The following is a 19,603-nucleotide window of genomic DNA, read 5'->3' on the forward strand; positions in this document are numbered from 1 at the left end:
GCCGCCGTCAGCCCGTGCCGAACTCGTCCTCGATCAGTGCGAGCAGTTCGTCGGCGGTCGTCGCCTCGCTGACGTCGGCGCCGTCGTCGGTGCGGGGGCCGCCTCCGCCCAGTTGGGCGACGAGGGTGCGCAGCCGGTTGCCGAGCGCGTCCCTGGCCTCGGCCGTGGGGGCGGTGGCGGAGACCACGGACGCCTCCAGGCGGTCGAGGTCGGCGAGGACGTCTCGCCAGGGGTCGGTCTCACCGTCCACGAGGTCGGGCAGCAGGAGGTCGGCGAGTGCTCCGGCGTTGGGATGGTCGAAGACCAGGGTGGAGGGCAGTGCCAGGCCGGTGGCGCGGACCAGCCGGTTCCGCAGGTCCACCGCGGTCAGCGAGTCGAACCCGAGCTCCTTGAAGGCGGTGCCCGGCGCCACGGAGTCGGCGTCCGCGTGGCCGAGGGCGGCGGCCGCGTGATCGCGTACGAGGCTCAGGACCGTGGCCCGGCGTTCGGTGGCGGTCTGTGCGGCGAGTCGCTCCCGCAGCCGGTCGCCGGCCGTGTCGGTGTGCCGATCCGGCTCGGAGATGCCGACCCCGTCCCGGGTGCCGAGCTGTTCGGCGAGGCCGTTCAGCAGCGGGCTGGGGCGTCGTGCCGTGAACAGCGGCAGGAAGGCGGGCCAGTCGAAGTCGGCGGCGGTCAGCGTGGTCTCTCCCGCCGCGACCGCCTCCAGCATCAGCGTCACCGCCCGCTCCGGCTCCATCGGCCGCACCCCGCGCCGGATCAGCTCCGCCGTGGGCTCGCCCCGCCCCATGCCGACCTCACCCCACAGTCCCCAGGCGATCGACGTCACCGGCAAGCCCGTCGTACGGCGCCGGTGTTCCGCGAACGCGTCCAGAAACGCGTTGGCCGCGCCATAGGCGGCCGACCCGGCGCTGCCCCAGACGGTGGAGCCGGAGGAGAACAGCACGAGCGCCTCCAGCCGGTCGCCGAGCACCTCCTCCAGGTTCAGCAGACCAAGCCCCTTGGCCCGGTGCGCGGCGGCCAGGTGGGAGGGTTCCGTGAGGTCGAAGGGGACGGTGTCGATGAGACCGGCGGCATGGAAGACAGCCGTGATCGGATCGCCCTCCTTCTCCACCCGGTCCACCAGGGCCTCCAGTGCTTCACGATCAGCCGCGTCACACGCCTCTACGACCACCTCGACGCCCAACTCCACCAGCTCACCGGCAAGTTCACGCGCACCCGGCGCATCCAGACCCCGACGGCTCGTCAGCACCAGACGCCCCGCACCCTCACGCGCCAGACGCCGGGCCACCTGACCACCGATGCCACCCGTACCACCGGTGATCAACACCGTGCCGTGCGGACGCCAGCCGACCGTCGCCACAGCCGTACCCGTAGCCGTCGCCGTATCCGTCGCGGGACGAGATGCGCGGGCGAGTCGTCGTACGTGAACACCGTTGCCGCGCAAGGCCAGTTGGTCCTCGTCGCCCAGGCCACCGGCCAGTACGGCCGCCAGGTGACGGCCGGTTGTCGCGTCCGGGGTCTGCGGCAGGTCGACCAGGCCACCCCAGCTCTCGGGGTGCTCCAGGCCGAAGACGCGGCCGAGCGCCCACACCTGTGCCTGCGCGGGATCGCCGGGGCACTCGTCCCCGGGGCCGGTGCACACCGCGCCCGAGGTGGCCAGCCACAGGCGGGTTCCGGGCCGCTCGGCGGCCAGCGCCCGGGCGAGGGCGAGCGTCGCGGCGAGGCCCCGGGGTACGCCGTCCGTCTCACCGGGCACGGTGTCCAGGGCCAGCAGCGACAGCACGCCCGCTACCGGACCCGCCTCACGGAGCAACTCCGCGTACGAGGACGGGACGTCGTCCGTGGCCGTCTCGCGCCACACCACCTCGGCGCCCGAGTCCGTCAGCAGTGCCGCCAACTCCCCTGCCTGACCGGTGACTTCGGCGGGCGGTGCGATCACGAGCAACCGGCCCTGGAACAGTCCCCGCGGCTCGGCCGCGCGCTGCCAGGTCACGCGGTAGCGCCAGTCGGCGGCTTCGGGTCGGGGGCGGGTGGACTCCAGCCAGTAGCGGCTGCGCTGGAAGGCGTAGGTCGGCAGGTCGACAGGGGTGGCCGGGCCGGCGGGCAGGAGGGTTGGCCAGTCGACCGGGGCGCCGTGCACGAACGCCTCCGCCAACGACCTCAACAGACGCTCCGAGCCCCCCTGGTCCCGGCGCAGCGTGCCCAGGACGACACCGCCGCCCCGCTCGTCCAGGCAGTCCTGCACGGCCGGTGTCAGCACCGGGTGCGGGCTCACCTCGATGAACATCTCATGCCCGGTGTCCGCCAGTTCACCGATCGTCTCGGCGAGGCGGACGCGGTGGCGGAGGTTGCCGTACCAGTACGCGGCGTCCAGATCGCCGGCCCGCACCCACTCGCCGGTGTAGGTGGAGAGCATCGGTACCTCGGGCGCCTGTGAGGTCAGTCCGGACAGCGCTTCCATGATCTCCGCCTCGACCTCCTCGACCATCGGTGAGTGCGAGGCGTAGTCGATGGCGACCCGGCGGGCCCGGAGACCGGCTGCCGTGCAGACGGTGAGGAACTCGCCCAGTGCCGCTTCGCTGCCGGAGACGACCACCGAGCGCGGTCCGTTGACCGCCGCGATGCCGATACCCTCGGTGAACAGCGGCTCCACGCGGTCGAGGGGCGCGAACACCAGGAGCAGCCCGCCGGTTCCGGCCAGCCGCATGATGGGCTTGGCACGCAGCGCGACGACCCGGGCGCCGTCCTCCAGGGACAGCGCCCCGGACACGCACGCGGCCGCCATCTCGCCCTGGGAGTGCCCGAGCACGGCGGCGGGTTCGACACCCGCCGCACGCCAAACCGCGGCCAAGGAGACCATCACCGCCCACAGCACCGGCTGGACGACGTCGGCCCGTTCCAGCTCGCCGCCGTCACCGGCCAGTACGTCCGTCAGCGACCAGTCGACGTAAGGAGCGAGGGCGGTCTCGCACTGGGCGATGGAGTCGGCGAAGACGGGGCTGGAGACGAGGAGTTCGCGTCCCATCCCCGCCCACTGGGGGCCCTGGCCGGGGAACACGAACACCACCCGGCCTCCGGCGACGGCCTCACCGGTCACGGCACCCTGCGACTCCGCGCCGTCCGCCAACGCCTGTGCCGCTGTGGTGAGTTCGGTGGCGTCCCGGCCCATCAGCACGGCCCGGTGCCCGAACACCTCGCGTGCGGTGACCAGTCCGGCCGCCACCACGTCGATGTCAACGTCGGCGGTGGCGAACCCGGCGAGCCGCCCGGCCTGTCCGGCGAGCGCGGACGTGCCGCGCCCCGACACCACCCAGGGCACAAGACCGCCGAGGTCCACGACAGGGGCTGCCGCGGGCGCTGCCGGAGCGGGCTCGTCGTCCGGAGCCTGTTCGCCGTCCGGAGCCTGCTCCAGGATCACGTGCGCGTTGGTCCCGCTGATCCCGAACGACGACACGGCCGCGCGCCGCACCCGGTCCCCCTCGGGCCAGGCACGGGCCTCCGTCAGCAGCTCCACGGACCCGGCGGACCAGTCCACGTGCGCCGACGGCTCGTCCACGTGCAGGGTGCGCGGCAACCGGCCCGCTCGTAGCGCCAGCACCATCTTCATCACACCGGCCACGCCCGCCGCGGCCTGCGTGTGCCCGATGTTGGACTTCACCGAACCGATCAGTGCCGGAACCTGGTCGGCGCCGCGGTCGCCGTAGGTGGCGAGGAGTGCCTGGGCCTCGATGGGGTCGCCCAACGGGGTTCCGGTGCCGTGGGCCTCGACGGCGTCCACGTCGCCCGGGGTGAGGCCGGCATCGGCCAACGCGGCCCGGATGACACGCTGTTGGGAGGGCCCGTTGGGAGCGGTCAGCCCGTTGGAGGCACCGTCCTGATTGACGGCCGAGCCCCGGACCACCGCCAGGACCGGATGGCCCCGCCTGCGGGCGTCGGACAGCCGCTCCACGAGGAGCATGCCCACGCCCTCGGCCATGCCCATGCCGTCCGCCGCGGCGGAGAAGGCCTTGCTGCGCCCGTCGGCCGCGAGCCCGCGCTGGCGGCTGAACGCCATCAGGCCGCCGGGGGTGGACATCACCGCCGCGCCGCCGGCCAACGCCATCGACACCTCGCCGGACCGCAGCGCGCCCACGGCCATGTGAAGGGCTACCAGAGAGGCAGAGCAGGCGGTGTCGATCGTGACGGCCGGGCCTTCGAGACCGAAGGTGAAGGCGAGACGCCCGGAGGCGACGCTCGTGGCGTTGCCGGTCATGAGGTGGCCTTCGAGGCCGTCGGGGGCGTTGTCCAGGGGGCCGCCGTAGGTGGACGGTCCGGTGCCGACGTAGACACCGACTTGTTCGCCGCGGACGCTGCTCGGGGTGATGCCCGCGCGTTCGAACGCCTCCCAGGTCACCTCCAGGAGGAGCCGCTGCTGGGGGTCCATGGCCAGGGCCTCGCGCGGCGAGATGCCGAACAGGGAGGAGTCGAACTCGGCGACGTCGCGGAGGAATCCGCCGTGCCGGGTGTAGCAGGTGCCGGGGTGGTCGGGGTCGGGGTGGTAGAGGCCGGTCAGGTCCCAGCCCCGGTCGTCGGGGAAGCCGCCGATGGCGTCACCGCCGTCGGCGAGCAACTGCCACAGATCCTCGGGAGAGGCGACACCGCCGGGGAAACGGCAGCTCATGGCGACGATCGCGAGAGGTTCGCCGCTCTCCCGGCCCGGGCCGGTCGCCGCGACGGCCTTGTCCGGCACGGCCGTCACATCGCCGAGCAGCGTCTCGCGGAGGTGGGAGGCGAGCCGCTGCGGGGTGGGGTGGTCGAAGACCAGGGTCGCGGGCAGGCGCAGTCCGGTGGCGGTGGAGAGGCGGTTGCGCAGCTCCACCGCGGTGAGGGAGTCGAAGCCGAGGTCGCGGAAGGCCCGGTCGAGGTCGACGGCGGTGGCGGACTCGTGGCCGAGCACGGTCGCGGCGTGGCCGCGGACCAGGTCGGCGAGGACACGGTCCGCTTCGCCGGGGGTGGTTCCGGCGAGCCGTTGGGCCAGGGTGTGCCCGGCGTCGGCGGGAGCGGCGGTGTCGGCGGCCGTCCTGCGGGCCGGTGCGGTGCGGACCAGGCCGCGCAGCAGGGCGGGCAGGCTGCCGGAGCGGGCCTGGCGGCGCAGTGCGGCCCGGTCGAGGGCGATGGGCACGAGCAGGGGCTGTACGGCGGTGAGGGCGGCGTCGAACAGGGCGAGGCCGCGGGCGGAGTCGAGGGCGGTGACGCCGGTGCGGCGCATCCGGCCGACGTCGCCCGCTTCCAGGTGCCCGGTGAGTCCGGTGCGCTCCTCCCACAGGCCCCAGGCGAGTGAGGTGGCCGGCAGTCCGAGGGCGCGGCGGTGCTGGGCGAGGGCGTCGGTGAAGGTGTTCGCGGCGGCGTAGTTGCCCTGACCCGCGTTGCCGAAGACCCCGGCCGCGGAGGAGAACAGCACAAAGGCGGCCAGATCTTGACGGGCCGTCAGTTCGTGCAGATGCCAGGCCGCGTCCGCCTTGGGCCGCAGGACGGTGTCGAGGCGGTCGGGGTCGAGGGCGGACAGCACACCGTCGTCGAGGACGCCCGCGGTGTGGACGACGGCCGTCAGGGGCCGGTCGGCGGGCACGGAACCGAGCAGGGCGCGCAGGGCCTCACGGTCGGCGGTGTCGCAGGCGGTGAGGGTGGCCTCGGCACCGGCCGGGGCGAGGTCGGCGAGGAGGTCGGCGGCGCCCGGGGCGTCCGTTCCGGAGCGGCTGGTGAGCAGCAGGTGCCGTACGCCGTGCTCGGCGACGAGGTGCCGGGCAACCAGGGCGCCGAGAGTTCCGGTGGCGCCGGTGACAAGGACGGTGCCCTCGATGTCGAGGGCGCGCGGCACGGTGAGGACGACCTTGCCGACGTGCCGGGCCTGCTGGATGTGCCGCAGTGCGTCGGGGGCCCGGCGCACGTCCCAGGTGCGGTGGGGCAGCGGGCGCAGGGTGCCGTCGTCGATGAGGGTGACGACCTGGTCCAGGATCTCGTGGACGCGTTCGTCGCCGCTCTCGCCGGTCTCGAACGCCCGGTAGCGCACGCCGAGTCGGCTGCCGTCGCGGAGGTCCGTCTTGCCCATCTCGACGAACCGCCCGTCCTCGCCGAGCAGCGAGAGCGACGCGTCCACGAACTCCCCGGCCAGGGAGTTCAGTACGACGTCCATGCGCGGGAACACCGACGCGAACCCGGTGTCGCGGGAGGACGCGATGTGGTCGTCGTCCAGGCCCAGCGCCCGCAGCGTGTCCCACTTCGCCGGACCGGCCGTGGCGTACACCTCCGCGCCGAGGTGCCGGGCGATCTGCACGGCGGCCATGCCGACGCCGCCGGCGGCCGCGTGGACGAGGACCTTCTCGCCGGGCGCGAGCGCGGCCAGGTCCACGAGGGCGTACCAGGCGGTGGTGAAGGCCACCGGCACGGTCGCGGCCTTCTCCCAGGTCCAGCTGTCCGGGACGCGGGTCACCTTCAGCGCGTCGGTCACCGCGAGGGGTCCGAAGCCGCCGAAGAGCATGCCGGTGACGCGGTCCCCCACGGTGAGGTCGGTGACACCGGGTCCGACCTCGACGATCCGGCCCGCTCCCTCGCTGCCGAGGAGTGCCTGGCCGGGATACATGCCGAGGGTGATGAGGAGGTCGCGGAAATTGACGCCGCAGGCGCGTACGGCGATACGCACCTGGCCCTCGGCAAGGGGAGCCGTGGCGGTGGGCCAGGGCACGAGGGCCAGGTGGTCGAGGGTGCCGGGGGTGTCCACGGCCAGTCGCCAGGCGGGGGTCCCATCGGGCACGGACAGCGGGGCCCGGGCGGGCACGAACAGCGGGGCGTCGGCAGGCACGGGCAGCGGGGCAGCGGTGGCGGCAGGGGCCAGCCGGGGTACGCGGGCCTCGCCCCGGCGCAGCGCGCCCCGGGGCTCCTCGGTCGCGACGAACCCGGGCAGCGCCTGCCAGGAGCCGGGATGCCCGTCGGTGTCGACGAGGACCAGCCGGTCCGGGTGTTCGGACTGCGCGGTGCTCAGCAGACCGGTCAGCGCGGACGTGACCGGGTCGGTGTCCTGCCAGTCGTCCGCCGGGCAGGCGTCCCGGGTGACGACGACGAGTCGGGTGCCGGTGAGGCGGTCGTCGGCCAGCCAGTCCTGTATGTCGCCCAGGGCACGGGCGAGCAGAGCGCGGGCCGCCTGCGGGGGCGGCCCGTCGGGGACGGGCCAGGAGGTGAGGACGACGGGCGGGGCCGGGTCGAGGGCGGCCAGGGCGTCCCGGTCCGCGAGACGGGGCAGATCCAGGGCGGGGGCGATGCCGAGAGGGTCGTCGCCGAGGACGGCCCAGTGCGCGGTGGGCGCGTCGGCGGGCAGCTCGACCGGTGTCCAGGCCACCCGGTGCAGCCCGTCCGCCGCGGTGGACCGCGCGGTGCCGGAGACCGGCCGCAGGACCAGGGCGTCCACGGCGGCCACGGGGCCGCCCGCCGGGTCGGTGAGGGTGACGGCGACGGTGTCGTCGCCGGTCCTGGCCAGCCGTATCCGCAGCGCCTTCGCGCCCACGGCGGACAGTGTCACCCCGGACCAGGAGAACGGCAGACGCGGCCCGCTGTCCCCGCTGTCCGTCTCCAGGAATCCTGCGAACCCGGCCGCGTGCAGCGCCGCGTCCAGCAGGGCCGGATGCAGCCCGTAGCGGGCGGCCTGGTCGCTGTGTCCGTCGGGCAGGGCGGCCTCGGCGTAGATCTCGTCACCGGCGCGCCAGGCGGCGCGCAGTCCTCGGAAGGCGGGGCCGTAGCCGTATCCCGCGCGGTCGAGGCGCGGATAGAGGTCGTCGACGTCCAGCGGTACGGCGCCGGCGGGCGGCCATTGGTCCGCGTCGGCGGACAACCATTGATCCGCGTCGGCGACCCTGGAGACTGCGACGGGTTCGCCGGTGGTCAGGACGCCGGTCGCGTGCAGGGTCCACTCGCCCTGCGCCTCCTGCTCCGCGTCGCCGTCGATGACGTCAGGGCAGGCATGGATGGTCAACGCCCGTGCGCCGGTGGCCGGTTCGGGGGCGGCGACGCGTACCTGGACGCGGACGGCACCCTGGTCGGGGATGGTCAGGGGGGTGTGCAGCGTCAGCTCGTCGAGCAGGTCACAACCCGTCAGGTCTCCTGCCTGGAAGGCGAGTTCGACGAAGGCGGTACCGGGGAGCAGGACGGTTCCTGCCACCGCGTGGTCGGCGAGCCAAGGCTGGGCACGGGTCGAGAGGCGGCCGGTGAGCACCAGTCCGTCATCGTCGGCCAGGCTCGTCGCCGCCGCCAGCAGCGGGTGCCCGACGGGCGCGAGCCCCAGCCCGGCGGCGTCGGCGGGCCCCCGCCCCGAGCCCTCCAGCCAGTACCTGCGGCGCTGGAAGGCGTACGTGGGCAGGTCCACCCGCTCCACGTCGGTACCGGTGTACAGCGCTGCCCAGTCGACCTGGGCTCCGTGGACGTAAGCCTGTCCGAGGGAGTCCAGGAAGCGCTCGGGGCCACCCTGGTCCCGGCGCAGGGTGCCGAGTGCGACACCACCGCCACGTTCGTCCAGGCAGTCCTGGACAGCGGTGGTGAGTACAGGGTGCGGACTGACCTCGACGAACAACTCGTGCTCGGCGGAGGCGAGTTCGACGACGGCCTCGGCGAGACGGACCCGGTGACGGAGGTTGGAGTACCAGTAACCGGCGTCCAAGTCACCGGCCTTGACCCACTCACCCGAGTAGGTGGACAGCATCGGCACGCCCGGGGCCAGGGACGTCACCCCGGCCAACGACTCGGTGATCTCCCCCTCCAACGCCTCGACCATCACCGAGTGCGAGGCATAGTCGACAGCCACGCGACGGGCCTCGACTCCTGCTTCGGCACAGGCCGCCATGAACACGTCCAAGGCACCGGCCTCACCGGACACCACCACCGACGCAGGCCCATTGACCGCAGCGATCCCCACACCCTCGACAAGCAGGGACTCGACGCGCTCGGCACCGGCGAACACCGAGACCATCCCGCCGGTCCCGGCCAGCCGCCGAATCGCCTTCGACCGCAGGGCCACCACCCGCGCGCCATCCTCAAGCGACAAAGCACCCGCGACACACGCAGCAGCAATCTCCCCCTGCGAATGACCCACCACAGCAGCAGGCTCGACACCGACCGACCGCCACAACGCGGCCAACGACACCATCACCGCCCACAACACCGGCTGGACGACGTCCACTTGATCAAGGCCAATGCCCTGATCCAACACTTCACTCAGCGACCAGTCGACATACGGAGCCAGCGCCGCCTCACACTCCGCGATCGACGCCGCGAACACCGCACTGGACGCGAGCAGTTCACGCCCCATCCCCACCCACTGCGCACCCTGACCCGGAAACACGAACACGACATCCCGCAGGGACGCCGATCCGATCGCGCAGTTCGCGGGGTCGGTGCTCGCGGAGGCGAGTTCACGCAGCGCGGTCACGCGTTCCCGTGTGCTCGCGCCGAACACGACGGCGCGGTCCGGGAAGGTGGACCGGCCGGTGAGCGCGCGGCCGATGGCGGCGATGTCGGTGGTGCCGGTCTCAGCGAGGTCCGCCAGTCGGCCGGCCTGGGCGGCGAGAGCGGACGCGCCGTGTCCGGACAGTACCCACGGGGCCGGGGTGGCGGTGGTGAACGGCCTTGGCACGTCGGGCGTTTCGGGCTCGGAGGCGGCCGGTTCGGGGGCCTGTTCAAGCAGGAGGTGGACGTTGGTCCCGCTGACGCCGAAGGAGGAGACACCGATACGGCGGGGTCGGCCGGTCTCCGGCCAGGTGCGGGCCTCGACGAGCGGGCGTACGGCGCCTGCGGACCAGTCGACGTGCGGTGAGACCTCGTCGACGTGCAGGGTCTTGGGCAGGACGCCGTGTTCCAGAGCGAGGACGGACTTGATGACGCCCACGACGCCGGAGGCGGTCTGGCTGTGGCCGATGTTGGATTTCAGCGAACCGAGCCACAGCGGTTCCTCGCCGGAGCGGTGCCGGCCGTAGGTGGCGAGCAGGGCGTGGGCCTCGATCGGGTCGCCGAGCGTGGTGCCGGTGCCGTGGGCCTCGACGGCGTCGACGTCGGCCGGGGTGAGGCCGGCGTCGGTCAACGCCTCCTGGATGACGCGCTGTTGGGCGGGGCCGCTGGGGGCGGCGAGTCCGTTGGAGGCGCCGTCCTGGCTCGCGGCCGAGCCCCGGATCACCGCCAGTACGCGGTGGCCGAGGCGCTGGGCGTCGCTCAGCCGTTCCAGGACGAGGACGCCGACGCCGTCGGCCCAGCCGATGCCGTCGGCAGCCGCGGAGAAGGCCTTGCAGCGGCCGTCGCGGGCCAGGCCGCCCTGCCGGCTGAACTCGATGAACGACCACGGGGTGCTGAGCACCGAGACTCCGCCGGCCAGCGCGAGCCCGCACTCGCCCTGGCGGAGGCTGCGGCAGGCGAGGTGCAGGGCGACGGCCGAGGAGGAGCAGGCCGTCTCCACGGTGAGCGCCGGGCCTTCGAGGCCGAGGGTGTAGGCGACGCGTCCGGAGGCGACGCTGGTGATGGTGCCGGTGAGGAGGTAGCCCTCCAGGCCGTCGGGCAGAGGCTGGTGACCGCCGCCGCCGTAGCCCTGGAAGGCCGCGCCGACGAACACGCCGGACTTGGTGCCGGCGAGGGTGTGCGGGTCGACGCCGGCGCGTTCGAGGGCCTCCCAGGAGGTCTCCAGGAGCAGCCGCTGCTGCGGGTCCATGGCGAGGGCCTCGCGCGGCGAGATGCCGAAGAAGTCGGCGTCGAAGCCGGCGACGTCGTCGATGAAGCCGCCCCGGTCGACGTAGAAGGTGCCCGGCTTGTCGGGGTCGGGGTCGTACAGCGCGTCGATGTCCCAGCCACGGTCGGCGGGCAGCGGGCCGATCGCGTCGGTGCCGTCGGCGACCAGCCGCCACAGGTCCTCGGGGCCGCGCACCCCGCCGGGCAGCCGGCAGGCCATGCCCACGATCGCGATCGGCTCGTGCGCGGCCTCGGTGAGCGCCTTGTTGGTGCGGCGCAGCCGTTCGGTCTCCTTGAGCGAGGCCCGCAGCGCGTCGAGGATCTGCTCGGTGGACGTGGTCATCGTGGACTCCGTGGCTGGACGCTCGCGATGCGGATGTGGCGGTACGGCGACGGCCTGCGGTGCGGCGCCTCGGGGATGCGGTCGCACGGACGACGGAGCCGCCCCCTGGCTCCGGTGCGGACCCGGATCACACTAGGCAGGGGGTCGGCGCGGACAGCACCCCTATCGGCCCCCCTGACGCCCCATCGATCACCCGGCCGACCTGCGGGTCAGGCACCGGCCGTGCGACCCCGGGCACATCGAAGGCACCGACCATGCACCCCCGGACACACCGAAGACACCGAAGACACCGACCATGCACCCCCAGACACCCCGAAGGTGCCGCCCGTGAAGCCGGACGGCACCTTCGGCGCCGGGGGGGGGGACCGGATCGGCGCGAGACCTGTCGCTAGGCCGGCTTGGCCACCTTGGAGAGCAGCTCGGGGCCGCGCTTGCCCAGGCGGCGGTAGGAGTCGCGGCCCAGGCCCCAGGAGAGCAGGACACCGCTGAGGATGCCGACCGGTACGGCCGCCCAGGTCAGCGCGGTGTTGTCGCCGACCGTGCCGAGGATCAGCAGGACCAGTGGCGGAGCGGTGGTCAGCGCCATGACCGGGACCAGCAGGTTGACCTTGACCTGCCGTCCCGGGGTGGGGGCGCCTCCCGCGTCGAGCGGGAACATGGTCAGCACGGACGTCCATACGATCAGACCCGCGGCCCCGCCGATAAGGGCCGGTTCGCCGCCGAGCACCCAGGGCCAGGCCCAGGTCTGCCCGCTGACCGCGGTGAGCACCAGCGTGAGCAGCAGCCCGATCGGGGCGACGATCAGCAGCCAGGCGTACTGCCGCCCGCGGATGTCGGCTCGCTCGACCCCCGGGGTGACCAGGAGCAGCCACAGGGCGGAGCCTTCGTCGCCGTGCAGGTTGGTGCAGGTGGCGCCCGCGATGAGGGTGAACAGGAGGCCCGCGAACGGCAGCATCGTCGTGCCACCGCTCAACGCCGGGATGAGACAAGCCAGCAGACCCACTACCAAGGCGATCAGCAGGGACAGGAAGCGCAGCATGGACCGCGAGTACAGGCGCAGTTCCTTGCCGATGACGCCGCCGAGAGGAGTGGCAGGGATCAGCGAGGAGCCGGTGACGGCGCGGGCGGTGTGCGGCTTGTTCCTGGCCTTGGACTTGCTGCTGCCGCCCGCGGACATGACGAGACGGCGGCTCAGCAGGGCGGGCCAGATCGCGATCTGGACGACGATCAGCAGCAGGAGTCCGCCCAGGGCCAGCGCGACCATGCCCCAGTCGGAGGTGCGGACGGCGTCGACGGCGACCGCGCCCCACCCGGTGGGCAGGATCCGGACCACGGCCGCCAGCACCGGTGCGTCGCCCTTGGTGAGCTTGGACGCCACGAGCGGCACCAGCGAGGAGGCCAGCGACAGCATGGTGATCACCAGTGCGGCGAGCAGCGCGCCGAAGTCCCGGCCGCGCCGGGAGGAGACGACCGGGCCGAAGATGCCGATGGCGACCTGGGAGGAGACCACGGCGAGCACCAGCATGAGGACCACGGCCGCGGCGCCGATCAGTGCGCCGGCGACTCCGAACTGGGCGCCGTAGGCCACGAGCGAGAGGAAGGCGATGCCGCTGAACAGCAGCGAGCTGTTGACGAACGCGGCCCCGAGCATGGCGTAGGCGAGCTTGCGGGGCGGGATCGGCAGGAGCTTGAAGTAGTCCATGCGCAGGGTGCTGTCGTCACCGGCGAGCACCGGGCCGCTGACCCAGCCGATCAGCCAGCCCAGGCTGAGGATGGCCAGTACGTCGCCGCCGGCGCCGGGGTGGGAGTAGTGCGCGAACCCGGTGAGCAGGGTGCCGACCGCGAGGGTGAGGGCGAACACGGCGAGGGCGAGCAGGCCCCACTTGACCTTGCCGCGGGCCTTGGCGCGGGCGATGGCCCGCTTCATCTCGATCAGGACGCCAACCACGACAGTCCCTCCGCACCGCCGGTGTGGGCGCCGACGATGTGTACGAACGCCTCGTCGAGGGTCTGGTTGCCGCGCACGTCGTCGATGGAACCGGCCGCCTCGACCCGGCCCTTGGCGATGACGGCGATGTGGTCGCACAGTCGCTCGACCACGGCCATGACATGGCTGGAGAAGATCACCGAGCCGCCGCCGGAGACGAAGCGCTGGAGGATGGTGCGGATGGTGGCCGCGGACACCGGGTCGACGGCTTCGAACGGCTCGTCGAGGATGAGCAGTCGGGGGCCGTGCAGCAGCGCGGTGGCGAGGGTGATCTTCTTGCGCATGCCGGTGGAGTAGTCGACGACCATGGTGGACTCCGCCGAGTCCAGCTCCAGCACCTCCAGCAGTTCCTGCACGCGGGCGTCCACCGTCTCGCGGGACATGCCGCGCAGCAGGCCGAGGTAGGTGAGCACCTCGCGGCCGGTGAGACGGTCGGGCAGGGCCATGCCGTCCGGGAGCACTCCGATCAGGGACTTGGCGGCGACGGGGTCGCTCCACACGTCGTGGCCGAAGATGCTGGCCGAGCCGCCGTCGGGACGGAGCAGCCCGACGGCCATGGACAGCGAGGTGGTCTTGCCCGCGCCGTTGGGTCCGACCAGGCCGAAGAAGGAGCCGCGGGGTACGGTCAGGTCGATGTGATCGACGGCCACATGGTCACCGAACTGCTTGTACAGACCGGTGAGTTGCAGTGCGGGCTGGTCGTCGTCCACGGTGGCCGGAGCGAGGCGGGTGGACTCCCGGCCTCCTCGGGATGCGTGCGACATGGCGTTCGTGTCTCCAGACGCTCTTGTGGGGGGAATTCGCGGGCTGTCGCCGTCGGGACGGCGTGCGACGGCCGACGGCGGCATGGGACAACAGCGGGCAGTGGGAACGAAGCGACCTCCGCCGAGCACGAGCGCCTGAACACGATATATCGCGAATGCCCCTCGCAGGACGAGCACCTTCGCACACCGGACCACCGTCGGCATCTCACCTGTACCACCATCGTCGACCTCGGCAGAAGCCCGTCCCGATGTCCTTGCCGACTGCACACGAACAAATTGCTCTCCCCTGACAGAAGGCGCCTTCAGACCCCCTGAACAGGGGTTCTCCGAAGCCCGACCGGGGTCGCACAGGGGTCCGCCCCAGAGGTGACGGCGGGGGCCGGTGTGCGGGCGTAGGGGGAACGGTAAGGGTGTGCCGGCTCCTGCGGCGTGCCTACGGTACGAGCGGGACCCGGCACCCAGGTGCCCCCGGACCACCCCTGTCCGATCAGAAGGAAACCGAGAAATGGCCGAACTCCGATCCTGGCGGGTGACCGAAGGCGACCCGCACGCCGGAGCGCCGGTCGTGCTCGCGGTGGACTTCACCGCGACCGGTCGCCCGGAGGCGGCGTTCGCCGCACTGGCCCGCGGTCTGAAGACCGGGCATGCCGTCTGGGAGAGCCTGGCGCCGCCCCCCGGCGAGGAGCAGGGGATGACCGCGGAGGACTATCTGCTGGGCTGGACCGGCGAGTTGCGGGCCCAGAGCGTCACCGTGTCGCATGTGTTCGGCTACTGCGCCTCCTCCGTCTTCGCCCTCTCGCTGGCCGAGCGGGTGGGCGGCTGGCAGCACACCCCGTCCGTCGTCCTGTTCGACCCGACCGCCATCAACGGCGAGACGGTGCTCCGCTACGGCTTCCGGCCGGTGGTCGACTCCCTGGCCGGGGTACTGGGTCCGGACGACGTGGCGGACGCGTACCGCGAGGGCGAGCAGGCAGTCGCGGACATTCCCGAACTGGCCGCGCTCGCGCAGGAGTTCGTCCACATCTACCGCAGGTTCGGCTGGGCCGCCTTCGAGCGGCTGGGGCTGCGGGCGGACCGGGCCGAGGAGTTGGTCGGCTGGTTCCGCAGCTATCTCCACTACGTCGTGGCCGCCGGCCGGATGCCGGTCGTCACCGGCCTCCCGGACGTCTCGGTGGTCCGCTCCAGCGACCTGCCCGGCAACCTGGACGTCCGCGCCGACCGCGAGCTGTGCTTCGACGTCGACCACGCCGAACTGCTCGGCCGTCCCGAGGTCGCCGAGGCGGTCCGGGACCTGCTCGGCTGACCGGTTCTCCCGCCGCCGCCCGTGCCCTCGTGGTCGCCGACCCGGTCCCCGGCCTCCAGCGTGCACACGTCCCCTTCAACTCACCCCGGTCACCGGCCGATCGGCTCGCGCCCAGGAGTACTGCATGTCGGCATCACCCATGGAATCCGGCCCGTCGCCCGAGATCGAGATCCGGGGCCGTACGGTCCGGACCGACGAGGCCCGGCGGCTGATCGAGGCGCACCCGAGGGTGGCACGGGCCCGGCTGGAGGTGCGCCGCTCCCCCTCCGGGAACGGCGCCGCCGACCGGCTGGTCGCTCATGTCGTCCCCGAGGGCCCGTCGGCCGCCCCCGCCGCTCCGGAGGCCGAGGAGAAGCGGGTCGGTGACTGGAACAGGATCTACGAGTGGGTCTACGGCGACATGGCGCAGGCCGGCGGTCTGGGGGACGACTTCGTCGGCTGGCACAGCAGTTACGACGGCACGCCCATCGAGCGGTCCCAGATGTGCGAGTGGCGGGACGCGACCGTGGACCGTGTCCTGTCGCTGCGGCCGCGCCGGGTGCTGGAGATCGGCGTCGGCACCGGGCTGTTGATGGCCGGTATCGCCCCGCACGTCGAGCGGTACACCGCCACCGACTTCTCCCCCACCGCGATCGCCAGGCTCCGGGCCCAGGTGGCGGACGTGGAGTGGGGTGACCGGGTCGAGCTGCTGGTGGGCCGGGCCGACGACCTCTCCGCTCTGCCCGCGTCGCACTACGACGTGGTGGTGTGCAACTCGGTCGTGCAGTACTTCCCCAACGCCCGCTATCTCGCCGGCATGGTGACCGCCGCGCTCAATCTGGTCCGCCCCGGTGGTGCCGTCCTCATCGGGGACGTACGCAATCTGCGGACGCTGCCGGCCTTCCGCACCGCTGTGATGGCGCCCCAGCTGCCGGTGGATCCTGTCCGGGCTCGGGCCGCGGTCGAGCTGAGTGCGTACACCGAGCGTGAACTGGCCGTCGATCCGGACCTGTTCGCGGCCGTCCTGGCCGCCTCCCAGGACGGCGCCGCCCTCGACCTGCGCGTGAAGCGTGCCGTGCACCACAACGAACTGAGCCGGCACCGCTACGACGCCCTGCTGTACCGCGCGCCTCTCGCGGCCCCGGCCGCAGGGACCGACCCGGTCGAACTCGGCTGGGGCGAGGAGGTGGCGGACATCGAGGTGCTGGAGAAGGCGCTGTCGGCCCTGCCGGGCCCGGTACGGGTGTCGGGGGTTCCGAACGCCCGGCTGCGCCAAGAGGTCGAGGCCGCACGGCTGTTGGAGGCCCTGGCCGACCGGGACCGGATCGTCGCCGCCCTGGACGGCGCCCCGGACGCTCCCGATCCGGAGGAGTTCCACGCGCTCGCCGAACGCCTGGGCCGGGTCGCCGTGCTCACCTGGGCGTCGACCGGCGCCCCCGACCTGCTCGACGTCCTCGTCCTGCCCGGCGGCACGGACGGACCGGTGGCGGCCTACCGTCCGGCGGACCCGTCGCCCGAGGACGTGTCGCGGTACACGAACGACCCGACCCGGTCCGCCGCGGCCGCCGCGTTCACGGCCGCGCTCGCCTCGGAACTGGCCGCCACGATGCCGGCCACGCTGCTCCCCGACGACTTCGTCGCCGAATCCGACGGCCGGCACTGAGCCCACCGGCCGCACCCGCGGCGAGCGCGGACACGAGCCGCCCCGACACGACGTCGCCCCCGCCGGACCTCCGTGGTCCGGCGGGGGCGACGGGCTTGTTCAGCCCAGCAGTTCGGCCACTGCCACGGCGACCTCGTCGGTGCGCAGCAGTTCGGTGTGGTCGACGTCGAAGCGCAGCTCCTGCTTGAACTCCATGTGGGTCTCCTCCAGTACGGAGGAGCAGACGGCGACGGCTTCACCGGTGCTGTAGCGGCCGGTGAAGGCTCCGGAGGCGATCAGGTACGACATGTAGGCCGTGAACCAGGCGACCAGCTCCTCGCCGATGTCGCCCCTCATGCCGCTCCGCTCGAAGGCGGTCTCGCCGAGCCGCCGGTAGAGCGCGACGATCCCGGTCCGGAAGTCCTCCAGGTTCTCGTTGGCCTGCGCGATCTCCCAGCCCTCGCGCTGGGCCGACATGATCTCCTCCTCGGAGAGCATCGACCGCAGGGACTCCAGGACCTTGAAGAAACCGAAGTGCAGGATGGTCCAGGAAGTGACCTGGGTGGGGTCCAGGAGTATCAGCTTCGGCGGCTCCTCCTGCCAGCGGGCCACGCCCTCGGCTATCACGCCGGCGAAGTTGCTGCTGGCGCAGTAGCCGACGACGGCACTCACGTCGCGGCCACTGGCCCGCACCGCGTCGAGCCAGCGGTCGAGGTACTGTTCCGGGCTCAGCCCGGCCTCGTCGCCGACCGGCGGGGCCAGCGTCTCCCAGACCGTGTGGTCGGTGTCCAGCCGGGCCACGAGGTCTCTGAACCCGGCTTCCTGACGGCCGTTGACGGCGTAGTCGACGGTCAGCACGAGATCCTCGCGCCCGCCCTCCTTGAGCACGTCCCAGATCCCGGTCTTCTCCATCTTTCCCTCCATGCGTCGAAGCGTGTGCGGGCCGATCGGCCCTGACCGCCCGGCTGGCTCTCCGGCGGGACGGTGCTTGCGGTCAGCGGACCGTCACCGGCAGGCTCTCCAGCCCCCGCACCGACGGCGAACGCCGGCGCCGGACCGGGCCCGACGGGCGCAACTCCGGCAGCCGGTCGACCAGGACCCGCAGCGCGGTCTCGGCGGCGGTGCGGGCGAGCGCGGCCCCCAGGCAGAAGTGGATGCCCGCGGAGAACGTGAGCGGTTCGGCCGGGTCCTCGCGCAGGATGTCGAAACGCCCGGGTTCCGGGTACACCTGGGGGTCCCGGTTGGCTCCGCCGGTCATGATGACGACCGTGTCGCCGACGGCGATCCGCTGCCCGGCCAGTTCGACCTCCGCGTGCGCCACACGGCTGATGAGATGGTTGGGCGGGTCGTAGCGCAGCGTCTCCTCGACGGCCCGGGGCGTCAGCTCGATGTCGTCGCACAGCAGCTGCCACTGCTCGCGGTTCTCCAGCAGCGCGTGGACGGCGTTGCCGATGAGGTGGGACGTGGACTCGGTGCCCGCGATGGAGAGCAGACTGCACACCCCGATCACCTCGTCCACGGTCAGCCGTTCCTCGCCGTGCGCCCGCAGCAGCCCGCTGACGACGTCCTGTCCCGGCTCCTGGGCCCGGATCTCGACCAGCTCCCGCAGCAGGCCCTTGAGTTCGGCGACCGCGTCCTCCAGCTCCTGGAACTGCTCGGGTGAGGAGTAGCCCTCGAAGACCCGCCCGACGCGTGCGCTGCAGGACGCGAACCGGTCCCGGAAGTCTCCGCGCACGCCGAACACGTCGCAGACCAGCTCACTCATCAGGGGGCGCGCGTAGTCCGTCACCACGTCGAACCGGCCTTCCGCGCCCGCCCGCTCCAGCGCCCGGTCCAGCAGTTCCTGGCACAGGGCCTCGGTCTGCGGGCGTCCGGCCTGGAAGCGTCGGGCTCCGAAGTACGGCGTGACCAGCCGGCGCAGCCGCGTGTGGTCCGGCGGGTCGAGCTTGAGGAAGGAGTCGTCCACGGAGGTGAACTGCGCGATGGTCCGCTCACCGTTCACGTCACGGGTGCCGAACCGGGTGTCGCGCAGGATGCTCCGGGAAATCCGGTAGTCCGGCGTCACCCAGGGGCCGACCCGGCTGCGGTGGATCGGGCCGTGTTCCCGCGCCTTCTCGAAGAAGCGGTACGGGTTCATCTGGCGCAGCAGGACCTGGGCGTAGGGGTCGCCCAGGGTGCTCATCTGCCAGATGAAGACGGCGAGTTCCACCTGCTCCTGTTCCTGCTCCACCGAGATGGCCATCGAGTCTCCTTCACCCGGGAGGGGGCGGACGGGCCGACGCGCCACACGATCCGTGGCGGTGTCACGACGTCCCGGGCTCGCCAGGAAACCCGCGGGAACAGGTCGTCACATCACGGCGTGACGCCGGACGGGGCAGGCCGCCCCGTGGGGAAACGTAACGGCCCGTACGACTGCGGAAGTACCCCTAGACGGCCCCCTACGCCCCCGCCGGGGAGCGGCCGCTCCGCACACCTGTCCGGCGCCCGGCCGCAGGTGGCACGCCCGGTGCGAGGATCCGGGGCGACCCGTTCGCGAACCACGGCACGCCGCCGCGTCCAACGGCCCCAGGAGACCAGAGATGAGAGTCGTGCTCGACCAGAACAGGTGCGTCGGTGCCGGCCAGTGCGCGCTGTTCGCCCCCGACGTCTTCGAGCAGCGGCTGGAGGACGGCATCGCCGAGGTCCTCCAGGACGCTCCCCCGCCCGAGCTGTACGACGAGGTGGAGACGGCCGCCGAGCGCTGCCCGTCCCAGGCCATCACACGGCTGACCGCCTGACACGCACCCGACCGGGCCCGCCCTCACGGTGAGGGCGGGCCCGGTCCTGTGTCGACCGCGGTGTCAGTCGGCGG

At 72.7% G+C, this 19,603-nt stretch carries 8 protein-coding genes; 3 read left to right on the top strand and 5 right to left on the bottom strand.

What is annotated here, in order from left to right; translation table 11 throughout:
• Positions 1 to 7: 7 nt before the first annotated feature.
• The 3 genes from G3I78_RS51815 to G3I78_RS08380 form a co-directional block, all read right to left on the bottom strand.
• A complete protein-coding gene (locus G3I78_RS51815; RefSeq protein ID WP_239157704.1) occupies positions 8 to 11,077 on the bottom strand; it encodes a type I polyketide synthase in 11,070 nt (3,689 codons plus the stop codon).
• Between the two features lie 388 nt (positions 11,078 to 11,465).
• A complete protein-coding gene (locus tag G3I78_RS08375) occupies positions 11,466 to 13,025 on the bottom strand; it encodes a hypothetical protein (protein WP_164422193.1) in 1,560 nt (519 codons plus the stop codon).
• A complete protein-coding gene (locus G3I78_RS08380; protein ID WP_164422194.1) occupies positions 13,010 to 13,828 on the bottom strand; it encodes an ABC transporter ATP-binding protein in 819 nt (272 codons plus the stop codon). The genes G3I78_RS08375 and G3I78_RS08380 overlap by 16 nt, the downstream gene beginning before the upstream one ends.
• A 505-nt stretch (positions 13,829 to 14,333) precedes the next feature.
• Between G3I78_RS08380 and G3I78_RS08385 the strand changes: the two genes are divergently transcribed.
• Both G3I78_RS08385 and G3I78_RS08390 read left to right on the top strand, forming a co-directional pair.
• Entirely contained in the window at positions 14,334 to 15,131 is a 798-nt protein-coding gene (locus G3I78_RS08385; RefSeq protein WP_164422195.1) for a hypothetical protein, read from the top strand.
• A gap of 124 nt (positions 15,132 to 15,255) precedes the next feature.
• The gene (locus G3I78_RS08390) at positions 15,256 to 16,773 is read left to right on the top strand and encodes a class I SAM-dependent methyltransferase (protein WP_164422196.1); all 1,518 of its coding nucleotides are present in this window, start codon (positions 15,256 to 15,258) and stop codon (positions 16,771 to 16,773) included.
• Between the two features lie 99 nt (positions 16,774 to 16,872).
• On the opposite strand, the gene G3I78_RS08395 is transcribed toward G3I78_RS08390, so the two are convergent.
• Together G3I78_RS08395 and G3I78_RS08400 are read right to left on the bottom strand one after the other, a co-directional pair.
• On the bottom strand, positions 16,873 to 17,676 hold the full coding sequence (locus G3I78_RS08395; protein WP_164422197.1) for a hypothetical protein: 804 nt from the start codon (positions 17,674 to 17,676) through the stop codon (positions 16,873 to 16,875).
• A 70-nt stretch (positions 17,677 to 17,746) separates the two neighbouring features.
• Positions 17,747 to 18,994 carry a cytochrome P450 gene (locus G3I78_RS08400; RefSeq protein WP_164422198.1) on the bottom strand — a complete coding sequence of 416 codons (1,248 nt, stop codon included), beginning with the start codon at positions 18,992 to 18,994 and terminating at the stop codon, positions 17,747 to 17,749.
• A 337-nt stretch (positions 18,995 to 19,331) separates the two neighbouring features.
• On the opposite strand from G3I78_RS08400, the gene G3I78_RS08405 reads away from it, so the two are divergent.
• Positions 19,332 to 19,529, top strand: a complete 198-nt coding sequence (locus G3I78_RS08405; RefSeq protein ID WP_164422199.1) for a ferredoxin — start codon at positions 19,332 to 19,334, stop codon at positions 19,527 to 19,529.
• The last annotated feature ends 74 nt before the right edge of the window (positions 19,530 to 19,603 follow it).

It is taken from the genome of Streptomyces sp. SID13726 (assembly GCF_010548375.1).
Lineage (GTDB): Bacteria > Actinomycetota > Actinomycetes > Streptomycetales > Streptomycetaceae > Streptomyces.